19 protein-coding genes are annotated in these 13,743 nt (G+C 64.0%); 13 read left to right on the top strand and 6 right to left on the bottom strand.

Annotated features, from left to right (window positions below; genetic code table 11):
* Both EOA29_RS10100 and hslV read right to left on the bottom strand, forming a co-directional pair.
* Window positions 1-440, bottom strand: a 440-nt coding sequence (locus tag EOA29_RS10100; RefSeq protein ID WP_189478855.1) for a GNAT family N-acetyltransferase, incomplete at its 3' end; no start/stop codon positions are given.
* A gap of 51 nt (window positions 441-491) precedes the next feature.
* Window positions 492-1,043 carry an ATP-dependent protease subunit HslV gene (gene hslV / locus EOA29_RS10095; protein ID WP_126090834.1) on the bottom strand — a complete coding sequence of 184 codons (552 nt, stop codon included), beginning with the start codon at window positions 1,041-1,043 and terminating at the stop codon, window positions 492-494.
* 217 nt (window positions 1,044-1,260) lie between these two features.
* On the opposite strand from hslV, the gene hisB reads away from it, so the two are divergent.
* From hisB to EOA29_RS10030, 13 genes are all read left to right on the top strand, one after another.
* Window positions 1,261-1,860 carry an imidazoleglycerol-phosphate dehydratase HisB gene (hisB, locus tag EOA29_RS10090; protein WP_126090835.1) on the top strand — a complete coding sequence of 200 codons (600 nt, stop codon included), beginning with the start codon at window positions 1,261-1,263 and terminating at the stop codon, window positions 1,858-1,860.
* A gap of 4 nt (window positions 1,861-1,864) precedes the next feature.
* The gene (locus EOA29_RS10085; RefSeq protein ID WP_126090836.1) at window positions 1,865-2,341 is read left to right on the top strand and encodes a DUF2628 domain-containing protein; all 477 of its coding nucleotides are present in this window, start codon (window positions 1,865-1,867) and stop codon (window positions 2,339-2,341) included.
* Window position 2,342: 1 nt separating this feature from the next.
* Entirely contained in the window at window positions 2,343-2,993 is a 651-nt protein-coding gene (gene hisH / locus EOA29_RS10080) for an imidazole glycerol phosphate synthase subunit HisH (protein ID WP_126090837.1), read from the top strand.
* A gap of 2 nt (window positions 2,994-2,995) precedes the next feature.
* Window positions 2,996-3,286: a DUF1330 domain-containing protein gene (locus EOA29_RS10075; protein ID WP_126090838.1), complete on the top strand. Its 291-nt coding sequence runs from the start codon at window positions 2,996-2,998 to the stop codon at window positions 3,284-3,286.
* 2 nt (window positions 3,287-3,288) lie between these two features.
* Complete coding sequence (gene hisA / locus EOA29_RS10070; protein ID WP_126090839.1) at window positions 3,289-4,032, top strand: 1-(5-phosphoribosyl)-5-[(5-phosphoribosylamino)methylideneamino]imidazole-4-carboxamide isomerase; 744 nt, start codon at window positions 3,289-3,291, stop codon at window positions 4,030-4,032.
* Window positions 4,032-4,871, top strand: a complete 840-nt coding sequence (locus EOA29_RS10065) for an arginase family protein (protein WP_126090840.1) — start codon at window positions 4,032-4,034, stop codon at window positions 4,869-4,871. Before hisA ends, EOA29_RS10065 begins: the two co-directional genes overlap by 1 nt.
* On the top strand, window positions 4,868-5,662 hold the full coding sequence (hisF, locus tag EOA29_RS10060) for an imidazole glycerol phosphate synthase subunit HisF (protein WP_189350616.1): 795 nt from the start codon (window positions 4,868-4,870) through the stop codon (window positions 5,660-5,662). The genes EOA29_RS10065 and hisF overlap by 4 nt, the downstream gene beginning before the upstream one ends.
* Window positions 5,663-5,733: 71 nt before the next feature.
* Window positions 5,734-6,057 carry a phosphoribosyl-ATP diphosphatase gene (locus tag EOA29_RS10055; RefSeq protein ID WP_126090842.1) on the top strand — a complete coding sequence of 108 codons (324 nt, stop codon included), beginning with the start codon at window positions 5,734-5,736 and terminating at the stop codon, window positions 6,055-6,057.
* Between the two features lie 84 nt (window positions 6,058-6,141).
* Window positions 6,142-7,101, top strand: a complete 960-nt coding sequence (gene coaA, locus EOA29_RS10050; RefSeq protein WP_126090843.1) for a type I pantothenate kinase — start codon at window positions 6,142-6,144, stop codon at window positions 7,099-7,101.
* Between the two features lie 77 nt (window positions 7,102-7,178).
* Window positions 7,179-8,183, top strand: a complete 1,005-nt coding sequence (locus EOA29_RS10045; RefSeq protein ID WP_126090844.1) for a glycosyltransferase family 2 protein — start codon at window positions 7,179-7,181, stop codon at window positions 8,181-8,183.
* Window positions 8,183-8,938: a class I SAM-dependent methyltransferase gene (locus EOA29_RS10040; RefSeq protein ID WP_126090845.1), complete on the top strand. Its 756-nt coding sequence runs from the start codon at window positions 8,183-8,185 to the stop codon at window positions 8,936-8,938. Before EOA29_RS10045 ends, EOA29_RS10040 begins: the two co-directional genes overlap by 1 nt.
* 7 nt (window positions 8,939-8,945) lie before the next feature.
* Entirely contained in the window at window positions 8,946-9,335 is a 390-nt protein-coding gene (locus tag EOA29_RS10035) for a GtrA family protein (RefSeq protein ID WP_126090846.1), read from the top strand.
* Between the two features lie 81 nt (window positions 9,336-9,416).
* Window positions 9,417-10,985: a hypothetical protein gene (locus EOA29_RS10030; RefSeq protein ID WP_126090847.1), complete on the top strand. Its 1,569-nt coding sequence runs from the start codon at window positions 9,417-9,419 to the stop codon at window positions 10,983-10,985.
* Here the strand turns inward: EOA29_RS10030 and EOA29_RS10025 are convergent.
* The 4 genes from EOA29_RS10025 to EOA29_RS10010 form a co-directional block, all read right to left on the bottom strand.
* A complete protein-coding gene (locus EOA29_RS10025) occupies window positions 10,948-11,565 on the bottom strand; it encodes an alpha-ketoglutarate-dependent dioxygenase AlkB (protein WP_126090848.1) in 618 nt (205 codons plus the stop codon). The two genes, EOA29_RS10030 and EOA29_RS10025, sit on opposite strands and share 38 nt — an antisense overlap.
* A gap of 100 nt (window positions 11,566-11,665) precedes the next feature.
* The gene (gene lysM, locus EOA29_RS10020; protein WP_127220841.1) at window positions 11,666-12,136 is read right to left on the bottom strand and encodes a peptidoglycan-binding protein LysM; all 471 of its coding nucleotides are present in this window, start codon (window positions 12,134-12,136) and stop codon (window positions 11,666-11,668) included.
* 88 nt (window positions 12,137-12,224) lie between these two features.
* Window positions 12,225-12,662 (bottom strand): alternative ribosome rescue aminoacyl-tRNA hydrolase ArfB, encoded by a 438-nt coding sequence (gene arfB / locus EOA29_RS10015; protein ID WP_126090850.1) that lies wholly within the window; start codon window positions 12,660-12,662, stop codon window positions 12,225-12,227.
* Between the two features lie 74 nt (window positions 12,663-12,736).
* Window positions 12,737-13,743: phosphoenolpyruvate carboxykinase (ATP) (locus EOA29_RS10010; protein ID WP_145969651.1), on the bottom strand; the 1,007-nt coding region annotated here is incomplete at its 5' end.

Genomic DNA, 13,743 nt, shown 5'->3' with positions numbered 1-13,743 from the left:
GGCCTGAAGCCGGCCTTTTCATAGGCGCGGATGGCGCGGCCGTTGTCCGGATGCGGATCGATGATGACGCGCGGCGCGCCTTCCTCGAAAAGCTCTTCCACGAACTGGCGAACGATCGCCGGGCCGTGGCCGATGCCGACCAGCTCCGGCGGGCCGATCGACAGATCGATGCCCAGCGTGCCGAAGGGCTGGTCGGCATAAGGATGATCATCTTCCAGATGCGGATCGTAGCTCTGCAGATAGGCGACCGGCCTGCCGTCGAGCTCGACGATCAGCGGCTCCACCGAAACCGAGGAGAGATGCGCGCGGATCTCGGCGATCTCCTTTTCCGGATTGTCCCACCATTCGGCGACATGCGGCTCGGCGAGCCAGCCGGCGATCATCGGCAGGTCCGCTTCGGTGACCGGCCGGAAATCATAGCTAATTGTCTGTTTGACCATGATCTTTTCCAAAAAACCGGTTCCCACCTTTTGGGATCATGGCTGGCTGGCTCAGGCGGCATCGAGCGTTTCGACGACGAAGTTGCTGTTCGTGTAGACGCAGATGTCGGCCGCGATCTGCATCGCCTTGCGGGCGATCTCCTCGGCGTCCTTGTCGGTATCCATCAACGCGCGGGCGGCGGCCAGCGCATAATTGCCGCCGGAGCCGATGGCCATGACGCCATGCTCGGGCTCGAGCACGTCGCCGGTGCCGGTCAGCGCCAGCGAGACCGACTTGTCGGCGACCAGCATCATCGCTTCCAGGCGGCGCAGATAGCGGTCGGTGCGCCAGTCCTTGGCGAGCTCGACGCAGGCGCGCGTCAACTGGTCGGGATATTGCTCGAGCTTGGCTTCGAGGCGTTCAAGCAGGGTGAAGGCGTCGGCGGTGGCGCCGGCGAAACCGGCGATGACGCTGCCCCCCTTGCCGATGCGGCGCACTTTCTTGGCATTGCCTTTCATGATGGTCTGGCCAAGGCTGACCTGGCCGTCGCCGGCGATCACAACCTTGTTGCCCTTGCGCACGCTGATGATGGTCGTGGCGTGCATGGTCAGTTCATTCGACATTTCCAGCTCCGATTCGCGCTATCCCTTTGAAAGGCGATCGGCGCGGTACGAGTGACTTTTGATTGCCATATGTATGCATGAGGCGAGTGAATGCAAACCGCCCCGCAGCAAGGCCGATACCGTCCGGAAAGGCAACTGGCAATCGCCGGATCATGCTGATAGAAGGCTCTCGTTTTCAAGCCCGTGCCACGGGACTAGGACCGCAAGGACTTAAGTTATGCCGCCCCGTTCCGCAGAAATCAGCCGCAAGACCAAGGAAACCGAGATTTCGGTGTCGCTTCATGTCGACGGCAAGGGCAAATCCGACATTGCGACGGGCGTCGGCTTCTTCGACCATATGCTCGACCAGCTGTCGCGCCATTCACTGATCGACATGACGGTGAAGGCCAAGGGCGACCTGCACATCGACGATCACCACACCGTCGAGGATACCGGCATCGCGATCGGCCAGGCGCTGAGCAAGGCCTTGGGCGAGCGGCGCGGCATCATGCGCTATGCCTCGATCGACCTTGCCATGGACGAGACGCTGACGCGGGCGGCGATCGATGTATCCGGCAGGCCGTTTCTGGTCTGGAACGTCGCCTTCTCGTCGCCGAAGATCGGCACCTTCGACACCGAGCTGGTGCGCGAATTCTTCCAGGCGCTGGCGCAGAATGCCGGCATCACGCTGCATGTGACCAATCACTACGGCGCCAACAATCATCACATCGCGGAAACCTGCTTCAAGGCGGTGGCGCGGGTGCTGCGCGCGGCGCTGGAGCCCGACCCGCGTCAGCTTGATGCGGTGCCCTCCACCAAGGGATCCCTGAAAGGATAGCCCTATGGCCATCTATGTCGTGATGGAGCGGCCGGCCGGGAGCAACAAGGCCGAGGATGCGATCTTGGTGCGCGATGGCTTCACCTGGCTCGGGTTCCTGTTCTCGCCGGTCTGGCTCGCCTGGCACCGGTTGTGGATCGAGGCCTTGCTCACCTTCGCGGTCGCGGCGATCCTGTCGGTGCTCGGCGAAAAGCTCGGCCTCGAATGGGCTGGCTCGGCCCTGTCGCTCCTGGTGTCGCTTTATATCGGGCTCGAAGGACAGGGCCTGCGGATATCGGCGCTCCGCCGCCGGGGCTGGCTGGAATGGGGCGTGGTCGAGGCCGGCAATCTTGGCGGCGCCGAGGCGCGCTACGTGCTGGAAGCCGAAGGGCAAGAGGAAGAGCCGGCGCCCATGCCGCGCATCGTTCCCGATACGAACCAGGCGCGTCCGGCGCAGACAGGTATGGCGCTGGGGCTGACCCATACGCCGGGAAGGCCCTGACATGCGGGTAGCGATCATCGACTACGGCTCGGGCAATCTGCGCTCGGCCACCAAGGCCTTCGAGCGCGCCGCGCACGAGGCCGGCATTGCCGCGACCATCGATCTGACGGCCGATGCTGAGCGGGTGCGCAGCGCCGACCGCATCGTGCTGCCGGGCGTCGGCGCCTATGCCGACTGCGCCGCCGGCCTGCATGCCGTTGCCGGGATGTGGGAAGCGGTGGAGGAGGTGGCGATAGCCAAGGCGCGGCCGTTCCTCGGCATCTGCGTCGGCATGCAATTGATGTCGGAACGCGGCCTGGAGAAGACGATCACCAAGGGGCTCGGCTGGATCGCGGGCGACGTCAAGGAAATCACGCCCAGGGATCCGGCGCTGAAGATTCCGCAGATCGGCTGGAACACGATCGAGGTCACGCGCAAGCATCCGCTGTTTTCGGGCATCGAGACCGGCCCGAAAGGGCTGCATGCCTATTTCGTCCATTCCTATCATCTTGAAGCGAAGAACCCTGACGAGGTGCTGGCCGTCGCCGACTATGGCGGGCCGGTGACGGCGGCGGTTGCGCGCGACAACCTCGCCGGCACGCAGTTCCATCCCGAAAAGAGCCAGGCGCTCGGCCTGGCGCTGATCACCAATTTCCTGAAATGGAGGCCCTAGAGATGAGCAAGAAGGGCTATTGGATCGCCATGATCGACGTCCGCGACCCGGGCGCCTACAAGAACTACATCGAGGCCAACGCAAAGGCCTTCGCCAAATATGGCGCCAAGTTTCCGGTCCGGGCCGGACGCTACACAAATCCGGAGGGGCCAACGGGGAACCGCCATGTGGTGGTGGAGTTCGACTCCTATGAGACGGCGCTCGCCTGCTATCACTCGCCGGAGTACCAGGAAGCCTTGAAATTCCGGCTGGCGGCGTCGACCGGCCATTTCGTCATCGTCGAGGGCGCCTGACCGTGATCCTGTTTCCGGCAATAGACCTCAAGGACGGCAAATGCGTGCGCCTGAAGCACGGCGACATGGCGACCGCCACGATCTACAACGACGATCCGGCAGCCCAGGCGAGGGCCTTCGAGGAACAGGGTTTCGAGTGGCTGCACGTCGTCGACCTCAACGGCGCCTTCAAAGGCCAGAGCGTCAACTCCGCGGCGGTCGGCGCCATCCTCAAGGCGACGAAGAACCCGGTGCAGCTTGGCGGCGGCATCCGCACGCTGGCGCAGATCGAGGACTGGCTGGACCGCGGCCTGGCGCGCGTCATCCTGGGCACGGTGGCCGTACGCGAGCCCGAGCTAGTGAAGGAGGCCTGCAAGGCCTTTCCCGGCAGAATAGCGGTGGGCATCGACGCCAAGGGCGGCAAGGTCGCCGTCGAGGGCTGGGCGGAAGCCTCTGAGCTTGGCGTCATCGAACTGGCGAAGAAATTCGAGGGCGCGGGTGTGGCCGCCATCATCTACACCGACATCGACCGCGACGGCGTGCTCTCCGGCATCAACTGGGATTCGACGATCAGCCTCGCCGAGGCGGTGTCGATCCCGGTGATCGCCTCCGGCGGACTGGCCTCGATCGCCGACATCGTGCGCATGACCATGCCCGATGCCAAGAGGCTCGAAGGCGCGATCTCCGGCCGCGCGCTCTATGACGGGCGCGTCGACCCGGCGGAGGCACTGGCGATCCTGCGCGGCGAGGGGACGGAGGCAGAATAGTGAACATCTCCATCATCCTGGCGTCCTATGACAGCGGCCACTATCACGGCGGCTGCGGCCAGGGTCCCGACGCCTTGATCTCCGGCGGGCTGGCCGAGGCGCTGAAGCTCGCCGGCCACGACGTCGAAGTTCAAGAGATCGGCCAGTTGGTCGAGGATGAGCAGGAGCGCGAGATCGCAACGGGGTTTGCCGTCTGCAACGCCGTGTCGGGCGAGGTCCGCATAGCGCTGGACAAGGGCCGGTTTCCGATCGTGCTCGCCGGCAATTGCCTGACCAGTGCGGGTGCGGTGGCCGGTGAAGGCGCGGACGCCATCATCTGGGCCGACCAGCATGGCGACCTCAACACGCCCGATACGTCCACCTCCGGCTTTCTCGACGGCATGGCGCTGGCGACCGTGCTCGGCCTGTGCTGGCGGCGGATGGCGGCGCAGATTCCGGGGTTCAAGCCGATCGATCCGGTCCGCTGCGTGCTGGTCAACGCCCGCGACCTCGACCCGGCGGAGAGTGAATTGCTGGAGACGCTGCCGATCAGCCGCACCGAGTGCCCGGACTGGTCAGGCGCCGCGCAGAAGTTGAAGGCCACCGGAGCCGAGCGGGTCCACATGCATATCGATCTCGACGTTCATGACCCCGAGGAGCTGCAGGCCAATCGCTACACCACGCCAGGCGGTCCGGCGCCCGATGAGGTTCGCACCGCGATGTGCGGCCTCGCCGGCCCTCTGAGCATCGCCGGCCTCACCATCTCCGCTTACGATCCGGCATTCGACGCCAAGGGCGAGGTGCCGCCGCTGGTCGGCGAGCTGGTGGTCGATCTGCTTTCCACCATGGAGGGCCGCTGATGCTGAAGGCCCGCGTCATTCCCTGCCTCGACGTCAAGAACGGCCGCGTGGTGAAGGGCGTCAACTTCGTCGACCTGATCGACGCCGGCGATCCGGTGGAGGCCGCCAAGGCCTATGACGCGGCGGGCGCCGACGAGCTCTGCTTCCTCGACATCACCGCCTCGTCCGACGATCGCGAGACGATCTTCGATGTCGTCGCCCGCACGGCCGAACAATGTTTCATGCCGCTCACCGTCGGCGGCGGCGTGCGCCAGGTGGCCGACATCCGCAAGCTGCTTCTGGCCGGGGCCGACAAGGTGTCGATCAACACGGCGGCTGTGAAGAACCCGGACTTCGTCGCGAAAGCCGCCGACAAGTTCGGCAACCAGTGTATCGTCGTCGCCATCGACGCCAAGAAGGTGTCGGCGGCCGGCGAGGCCGACCGCTGGGAGATCTTCACCCATGGCGGGCGCGAGAAGACCGGCATCGACGCGGTCGAATTCGCCAGACGAATGGTCGATCGCGGCGCCGGCGAGATCCTGCTTACCTCGATGGACCGCGACGGCACCAAGGCCGGCTACGACATCGCGCTCACCCGCGCCATCGCCGACGCCGTGCGCGTGCCGGTCATCGCTTCGGGCGGTGTCGGCACGCTTGATCACCTGGTCGAAGGCATCCGCGACGGCCATGCCGGTGCCGTGCTTGCCGCCTCGATCTTCCATTTCGGCACCTACAGCATCGCCGAAGCCAAGGCGCATATGGCTAAAGCCGGCATTCCTATGCGGCTGGACTCGGCCGTCCATCGGACTTAAAGCATGATCCCGAAAAGTGGGAACCGGTTTTCGGAAAAGATCATGCTTAAACAAACAGATAGATGACTGCTATGGCTCAATTTTCGCTCGCCGAGCTGGAATCGATCATCCATCAGCGCGCCCATTCCGGCGACACCGAGTCATGGACGGCGAAACTCTTCGCCAAGGGCATGGACAAGGCGGCGCAGAAGCTCGGCGAGGAAGCGGTCGAGACCGTGATCGCCGCCATTCGCGGCGACAGGCAGGCCCTCGTTTCGGAAAGCGCGGATCTTATATATCATTGGCTTGTCGTCCTTGGCATTGCGGGCGTCCCGCTGGACGACGTGCTGAAGGAGCTCGAGGGCCGAACCGGCCGCTCGGGCATCGCCGAGAAGGCGTCCCGGCCCCGGGACTGATCGCAAGAGACGGATAGAGCATGATGTCGCCCGAAAACCGCTTCGCACTTTTCGGCATCATGCTCTAGGAGGGCAGGAGACTCGATGGACCAGCTTGCTCCTACCGAGAAATATTCCCCCTATCGCTTCTTCTCGGCCGAGCAATGGTCGCAATTCCGCGCCGACACGCCGCTCACGCTTACCGAGGACGAGATCGACCGGCTGCGCTCGCTCAACGACCCGGTCGACCTCGAAGAGGTCAAGCGCATCTATCTGTCGCTGTCCCGCCTGCTTTCGGCGCATGTCGAGGCGAGCCAGCTTCTGTTTCGGCAGCGCCAGGCCTTTTTCAACGCGCAGGACATCGTCAAGACGCCGTTCATCATCGGCATCGCCGGCTCGGTCGCGGTCGGCAAATCGACCACGGCCCGCGTGTTGAAGGAATTGCTGGCGCGCTGGCCGTCGAGCCCGAAGGTCGATCTCATCACCACCGACGGCTTCCTTTTGCCCAACGAGATCCTGCGCCGCGACAATCTGATGGAGCGCAAGGGCTTCCCCGACAGCTACGACGTCGGCGCGCTGCTCAGGTTCCTTTCGGGCATCAAGTCGGCGCAGCGCAATGTCCGCGCCCCCGTCTATTCGCACTTGACCTACGACGTCATTCCCGGCGAATTCGTCACAATCGACAGGCCGGACATATTGATCTTCGAAGGCATCAACGTGCTGCAGCCGGGGAAGCTGCCCAAGGACGGCAAGATCGTGCCGTTCCTGTCGGACTTCTTCGACTTCGCCATCTATATCGATGCCGACGAGAAGCTGATCCACCAGTGGTATATCCAGCGCTTCATGCGGCTGCGCGAGACCGCCTTCCGCAACCCGGACTCCTTCTTCCACCGCTATTCGCAGCTTTCGCAGGACGCCGCTCGCGCCATCGCCGAGGGCCTGTGGACCAACATCAACCTGAAGAACCTGCGCGAGAACATCCTGCCGACGCGGGCGCGGGCCGACCTCATCCTGCGCAAGGGCGCCAACCACCTGGTCGAAGAGGTGGCACTGCGGAAGCTTTGAAATTCAACGCATAACTTAAAGCCATCTTAACCCCGGCCTTTCTATTGTCGTGCCCAATCGGCGGGCTTGGGCAGACTATGAACGCGCCATTTCTTCACATCGATCGCACGACGCCGGACCGCCTCGCCCGCCCGAAGAACGGGTTGGCGACGATCACGTTGATCATACCGGTTCACAATGAGGAAGCCGCGATCGCGCCATTCCTGAAGGCCGTGCGCGAGGCCATCGACCCGCTGCGCGAGCGTGCCGCTTTCGAGTTCATTTTCGTCAACGACGGCAGCAACGACGCGACACTGGACCGGCTGATCGAGGCACAGCGTGCCGACCCACGCATCAATGTGATCGACCTTTCGCGTAACTTCGGCAAGGAAGCGGCGCTGACCGCCGGCCTCGACGCCTGCGATGCGGATGCGGCGATTCCGATCGACGTCGATCTGCAAGACCCGCCAGACGTCATCCCGTTGCTGGTCGACAAGTGGCGCGAAGGATATGAGGTTGTCCTTGCCAAGCGCGCGGACCGGTCGAGCGACAGTTTCCTCAAACAGCGCTCCGCCTCGCTGTTCTATCGCGTGCATAACTGGATCGCGCAGCAGAAGATTCCGGACGATGTCGGCGACTTCCGACTGATCGACCGCCAAGTGATCGACGCGCTGCGTTCTCTGCCGGAGCGCCGGCGTTTCATGAAAGGGCTGTTCGCCTGGGTCGGCTTTCGCACCGCGACGGTCGAATATGTGCGCGACCAGCGCATCGCTGGTCAGTCCAAATTCTCCGGATGGAGACTGTGGAACTTTGCGCTCGAAGGCATCACCAGCTTCTCCACCGCTCCGCTCGAGATCTGGACCTATGTCGGCGCGGCGATTTCGGCCCTTTCGTTTCTCTACGGGCTGGTGATCATCGCCAAGACGCTGCTCTTCGGCATCGATGTGCCCGGTTATGCCTCGCTGCTGGTCAGCGTGCTTTTCCTCGGCGGGATCCAACTGCTGGGCATCGGCATCATCGGGCAATATCTCGGCAGGGTTTATGCGGAGATCAAGCAGCGCCCAATCTATATCGTGCGCCGTGTGTTCGGGGGTGGGAACTGATGGAACTCGATGCCTATCGCAATATGGCGGCAACCGAGGACAGGCACTGGTGGTTCTGCGGCCGCCGCGCAATCGCAGAGGCGGTCATCCGCGGACTTGCGCTGCCCGCCCGCGCGCAAATTCTCGAGATCGGCGCCGGCACCGGCGGCAATATTGCCATGCTGGAACAGTTCGGCGCGGTCACTGCGGTGGAAATGAGCGATCTCGCACGGCAGATCGCGCGCGAGAAGACCGGCCGCGACTTCCTTGCCGGCCATCTCCCCGACAACATGCCGGTGGAGCCCGCGAGCTTCGACCTAGTTTGTCTGTTCGACGTGCTCGAGCATGTCGCGGAAGATGAGGCGTCGCTGGCGGCGATCCGACAGATGCTGAAGCCGGGCGGCAGGGTCGTTCTCACCGTGCCCGCGCATCAATGGCTCTGGAGCACGCATGATGTCGGATTGCATCATATGCGGCGCTACTCGCGCAATTTGCTGAAAACGCGCATCGAGCGGGCGGGCTATCGCATCGAGAAGCTTAGCTATACCAACGCGGCGCTGTTCCCGGTGGCGGCTGCCGCGCGGCTGGCCGACCGGTTGCGCCGTTCGAACACCGCCTCCGGGCAGGTGATGCCGCCAAGGCCGATCAACGCCGCAATGAAAGCGTTGTTTTCGGCTGAAAGCTGGATTTTGCCGAATTCCGGGCTGCCATTCGGCGTCTCGCTGCTTGCGGTGTTCGGTAAGGACATGGTGTGCGAAGCCAGGCTGGCTGCCTGACAGCGGCATGTTGACCTTAATTCGTCAATACAGGCTCTCGCGCTTTGCCGCCATCGGCGGCGCAGCCACGCTGATCTATGCTCTCTGCGCGCTGCTTCTCGCGGACTGGGCGCCGCTGTCGACGACATCGGCATCCATCATCGCTTATGCCATCGCCGGGGCGTTTTCCTATGCGGGGCACAAATATTTCACCTTCGTCTCGGCCGGAGCCCACAGGTTCGAGTTGCCGCGTTTTCTGCTGCTCAACGCAACGGGACTGGCCATTGCCGCCGCGTTGCCGGGACTGCTTACAGGACGACTTGGAATGCCGGCAGCGGTTCCTGTCCTGCTGACATGCGTCGCCGTGCCGCTGGTCAACTACATCATGCTTGGTCGCTGGGTCTTCCGTGATGCCTAAGGCGAGAAAGATGCACGATTTGCGGTTCTCGAAGGCGATCCGATGGGTGCAGGCCGCCACCTATGTTCAAGGACTTGCGCGATGAGCGCCGTCCAGCATGACTCGGAATTGGATGCGCCCGGCTTTGTCGCGCAGACCGCGCAACTGTGGACCGTGGCGTTCAGCCTACTGGTGCTGGCGGCTGCCGTTCCCTGGCAAGCCCGGTGGGGCGTCATATCCGACACCAGCTGGATAATCACCATGTGCGAGCGGATGCTCGGCGGCGACCGGCTGTATGTCGATCTGATCGAAACCAATCCGCCGTTCACGCCATGGATGATCATGCCGGCCGTGGCGCTCGCGCATCAACTCGGCGTGTCGCCAGAGATCGCTGTCCATGTCTACGCCTATGCGATCTGCCTGGCCGGATTGGGCCTCGCCGCGCTGATCGCCAGGCAGGCCGGCTTTGCCGAGAACCGCACACTGTTTTCGCTGCTGCCCCTGTTCCTGGCCCTGCTGGTCATCTTTCCCGGTAATGCCTTCACCCAGCGTGAGCATCTGGGGATCGCGCTGCTTCTGCCCTTGCTGGTGCTGACAGCCTGGCGTGCGGCGCCGATCGAGGGGCGAAGGCCCAGCCTGCCCATGGCGGCAATTGCAGGGCTCAGCGGCAGCATACTGGTGCTGGTGAAGCCCTACTACGCGCTGGTGGTGCTCGTTCCGGCTCTTTATGCGGCCTGGCGCCGCCGGTCGATCCGGCCGCTTTTCGCGTTTGAATACTGGGTGATCGGCCTGGTCTGCGTCGCCTATGTCGTTGCCGTGCAGCATTTCTATCCGGAATTCCTCCACGTCATCTACCCGATGCTGGCCGACACCTACATGCGGGTGCACAACGTGCAGGCGCTGATAGGCTATGGGCCGATCTATCTGGTCTCGCTCTTGATGCTGCGCTTTCTTCGACCAGGATTGCCCATGTCGCCGTTGGTTGCCATCTTCACGCTCGCTTCGCTGGCGGCGACGGTGCCGCTGATCTACCAGGCCAAGGGCTGGCCCTATCACGCCTTTCCGGCATTCAGCCTGATGCTCGGAGCGCTGCTGTTGAGGACGGCGCAAATCGACCCGACGCCTCGTTCGTCGCCGCGCACGGCGATGGAACCGGGGCGCAAGGTGCTGCTGGCCGCCGTCATCGCTGCCGCCGCCATGCCATTCATGCAAACGCAGAAGCCGGGCGCCGAGTTGGTCGCCAGGGTCGAGGCTGCGGTTCAACAGCCGACGATCGCGCTTGTCGGCTCCGACATCGCGGCCGGTCATCCATTGGCGCGCATGCTCGGTGGAAAGTGGATCTCGAGCTATTGCAGCGACTGGCTCGGCGGGTTTGCCCTTTATCTCTCGGCAATCGAGACGCAGACCGGCAATCAGATGGCCGCGAACCACTACCGGCAGGTCGCCGACCGCTACATCGACGGCAAGCTCGCTGAACTCGAAGCGAAGCGGCCCGCGGTGATCATCGTTCAGAAGACCGACAGAGGCTTGAACGCCGAGCTTTCCCGACGGCAGGACTATGTCGGCTTCATGCGGGATTACCGGCAGATCGCCGAGGATGATGGCGTGCAAGTGATGCTGCGCAACGCCGGCATCAGCCAGGCAGGGTCACCCGCCGAAGCGTCAAATTGATACGGCCGCCATTCCTCAAGAGCGCCGAGGTCGCGGAGTAGATGCGGTCGACGCCGTGAAAGCAGAGGCGGCCCTCGCCGCCGAGCACGACGACATCGCCGCTCTTCAGCCTGAACGATTTCGTGCCGCCCTCGCGCGTGGTCTGGCCGACGCGGAACAGACAGTCGTCGCCGAGCGACACCGACACGACGGGCGCTGCGAAATCCTGCTCGTCGCGGTCCTGGTGCAGACCCATCCTGGCGTCGCCCGAATAGAAATTGACGAGGCAGGCTTCCGGCGGATGCGCATAGGCCGAGACCTCGCGCCACAATTGCAGCAAGGCTTCGGGGATCGGCGGCCACGGCTCCCCCGTCACCGGATGCGTCGGCTGGTAGCGATAGCCTCGATCCTTGTCGGTGACCCAGCCGAGCGTGCCGCAATTGGTCATGCGCACGCTCATCTCCTTGCCGGTGCGCGGCATGGCCGGCACATAGAGCGGCGCCGCCTGCACCACGCGCCTGATCTCCTCGACAAGCGCTTCCTGCGCGGGGCGCGAAAGATACCCCGGCATGTGACGGACGCCCTTGGGCAGAACAAGCATGGGATATGCGCCTCTTCGGTTGATGCGGCCCAGCATGCCACCGACAAAGGAAAACGGCGACCCGAAAGCCGCCGTTCCGTCATTGCCTATCGATCACCGGTCAGGCGAGGTCGGGGATGCGCAGGACCTGGCCGGGATAGATCTTGTCGGGATGGGCCAGCATCGGCTTGTTTGCCTCGAAGATGATGTTGTTCTTGGCGCCCTCGCCCTTGCCGTAGTTCTTTTCGGCGATCTTCCAGAGGTTATCGCCCTTCTGGACGGTGTAGAAGGTCGGTTCCTTGGCCGGGCTTGCCGCCTTGCCGGCTTCAGGCGCGACCTGCAATTCGTCGGCCTGCACCTTGGAAACGCCAAGCGTGTTGCCGACGGCAATGACGGCCTTCTCGAAGACCGACTGATCCTTGACCATGCCCTTCAGCACGGCGGTGTCGCCCTGGACGGCGACTTCGACACCGTCTGTGCCCAGTTTGTGCGAATCGAGCTCCTTCTTGAGCGTGTCGGCGGAGGGCGCCGCCTCGTCCCCGCCAATGCCCAGTTTCTTGCCGACACTCTTGACGAAATCGAACATACCCATTGCTGGCCTCCTTAGCTGTAGCAACGGCCGAACCTTGCACCTGTCATGCCAAATGGAAAGCGTTTTATGCGCGCGGGCGTTGCATCGCCTAGTCGCTCTCGACCCGGCCGCGCAGCTTCTTCACGGTGGATCGCCCGGCTTTGGTCTTGAGGCGCCGCTCCACGGCGCCCTTCGAGGGCTTGGTCTTCTTGCGCGGCGGCGGCGGCGGCTCGGCGGCCTTGGCGACCAGTGCAGTCAGCCTGGCCCGCGCGTCGGCGCGGTTCTGCTCCTGGGTGCGGAAGCGGCCGGCCTCGATGACGATGACGCCGTCCTTGGTGGCACGCTGGCCGGCGAGCCTGATGGCGCGTTCCCGCACCCGCTCCGACAGGCCGGATGCATTTGCAGCGTCGAAGCGAAGCTGCACGGCCGTCGCCACCTTGTTGACGTTCTGCCCGCCCGGACCGGACGAGCGGATGAAATCCTCATGCAGGTCACCCGGGTGGATGACCGCGTCACTGGCGATGATGATCCTGTCGTCGGCACTCATGCCGCAGTCATGACGCGACAGGCGCGAAAAGAAAAGGCCCGGCCTGGGCCGGGCCTTAGCAATCCCTCTGGCGGTTATTCCGCCGCTTCCTGCAGCCGCGGCGCGGCGCCGATGATGGCCGCATCGACATGCTGCTCGAATTTCTCGAAGTTGACGGCGAACATATTGACCAGCTTCGCTGCCTGGCGGTCATAGGCCGCCTTGTCGGCCCAGGTCGAGCGCGGATCGAGAACGGCGCCGTCGACGCCCGGAACCGCCACCGGCACCTCGAAGCCGAAATTGGCGTCGGTGCGGAATTCGGCGGCATTGAGCGAGCCGTCGAGCGCGGCGCCGAGCAGCGTGCGCGTCACCTTGATCGGCATGCGGCGGCCGGTGCCGTAAGCGCCGCCGGTCCAACCGGTGTTGACCAGCCAGCAATCGACGCCATGGCTGGCGATCAGCTCGCGCAGCAGATTGCCGTATTCGGACGGATGGCGCGGCATGAAGGGCGCGCCGAAGCAGGTCGAGAACGTCGCCTCGGGCTCGATGACGCCCTTCTCGGTCCCGGCGACCTTCGCGGTGTAGCCGGAGAGGAAGTGGTACATGGCCTGGGCCGGCGTCAGCCTGGCGATCGGCGGCATGACGCCGAAGGCATCGGCGGTCAGCATGATGACGTTCTTCGGGTGGCCGGCGCGGCCGGTCCTCGAGGCATTGGGGATGTAATCCAGAGGATAGGCGCAGCGCGTGTTTTCAGTGAGGCTGCCGTCATCGAAATCGGGCACGCGGCCGGCGTCCAGAACCACATTCTCCAGCACCGTGCCGAAACGCTGCGTTGTGGCGAAGATCTCCGGCTCGGCCTCGGCCGACAGCCTGATCGTCTTGGCATAGCAGCCGCCCTCGAAGTTGAAGATGCCATGCGGCCCCCAGCCATGCTCGTCGTCGCCGATCAGCGTGCGCGACGGGTCGGCCGACAGCGTCGTCTTGCCGGTGCCGGACAGGCCGAAGAAGACGGCCGCGTCGCCGGCGGGCCCTTCATTGGCCGAGCAATGCATCGGCATGACGCCCTTTTCCGGCAACAGGTAGTTCAGCACGGTGAACACCG

Origin of the sequence: Mesorhizobium sp. M1E.F.Ca.ET.063.01.1.1 (assembly GCF_003998155.1) — a bacterium.
GTDB lineage: Bacteria > Pseudomonadota > Alphaproteobacteria > Rhizobiales > Rhizobiaceae > Mesorhizobium.
Note: the sequence above shows the minus strand (reverse complement) of the source record. Positions and strands in the feature narration are given on the sequence as shown.

Coding starts and splice junctions, on each gene's coding strand:
- hslV (WP_126090834.1), bottom strand. CDS start 1,043: ATGTCGAATGAACTGACCATGCACGCCACGACCATCATCAGCGTGCGC.
- hisB (WP_126090835.1), top strand. CDS start 1,261: ATGCCGCCCCGTTCCGCAGAAATCAGCCGCAAGACCAAGGAAACCGAG.
- EOA29_RS10085 (WP_126090836.1), top strand. CDS start 1,865: ATGGCCATCTATGTCGTGATGGAGCGGCCGGCCGGGAGCAACAAGGCC.
- hisH (WP_126090837.1), top strand. CDS start 2,343: ATGCGGGTAGCGATCATCGACTACGGCTCGGGCAATCTGCGCTCGGCC.
- EOA29_RS10075 (WP_126090838.1), top strand. CDS start 2,996: ATGAGCAAGAAGGGCTATTGGATCGCCATGATCGACGTCCGCGACCCG.
- EOA29_RS10055 (WP_126090842.1), top strand. CDS start 5,734: ATGGCTCAATTTTCGCTCGCCGAGCTGGAATCGATCATCCATCAGCGC.
- coaA (WP_126090843.1), top strand. CDS start 6,142: ATGGACCAGCTTGCTCCTACCGAGAAATATTCCCCCTATCGCTTCTTC.
- EOA29_RS10045 (WP_126090844.1), top strand. CDS start 7,179: ATGAACGCGCCATTTCTTCACATCGATCGCACGACGCCGGACCGCCTC.
- EOA29_RS10040 (WP_126090845.1), top strand. CDS start 8,183: ATGGAACTCGATGCCTATCGCAATATGGCGGCAACCGAGGACAGGCAC.
- EOA29_RS10035 (WP_126090846.1), top strand. CDS start 8,946: ATGTTGACCTTAATTCGTCAATACAGGCTCTCGCGCTTTGCCGCCATC.
- EOA29_RS10030 (WP_126090847.1), top strand. CDS start 9,417: ATGAGCGCCGTCCAGCATGACTCGGAATTGGATGCGCCCGGCTTTGTC.
- EOA29_RS10025 (WP_126090848.1), bottom strand. CDS start 11,565: ATGCTTGTTCTGCCCAAGGGCGTCCGTCACATGCCGGGGTATCTTTCG.
- lysM (WP_127220841.1), bottom strand. CDS start 12,136: ATGGGTATGTTCGATTTCGTCAAGAGTGTCGGCAAGAAACTGGGCATT.
- arfB (WP_126090850.1), bottom strand. CDS start 12,662: ATGAGTGCCGACGACAGGATCATCATCGCCAGTGACGCGGTCATCCAC.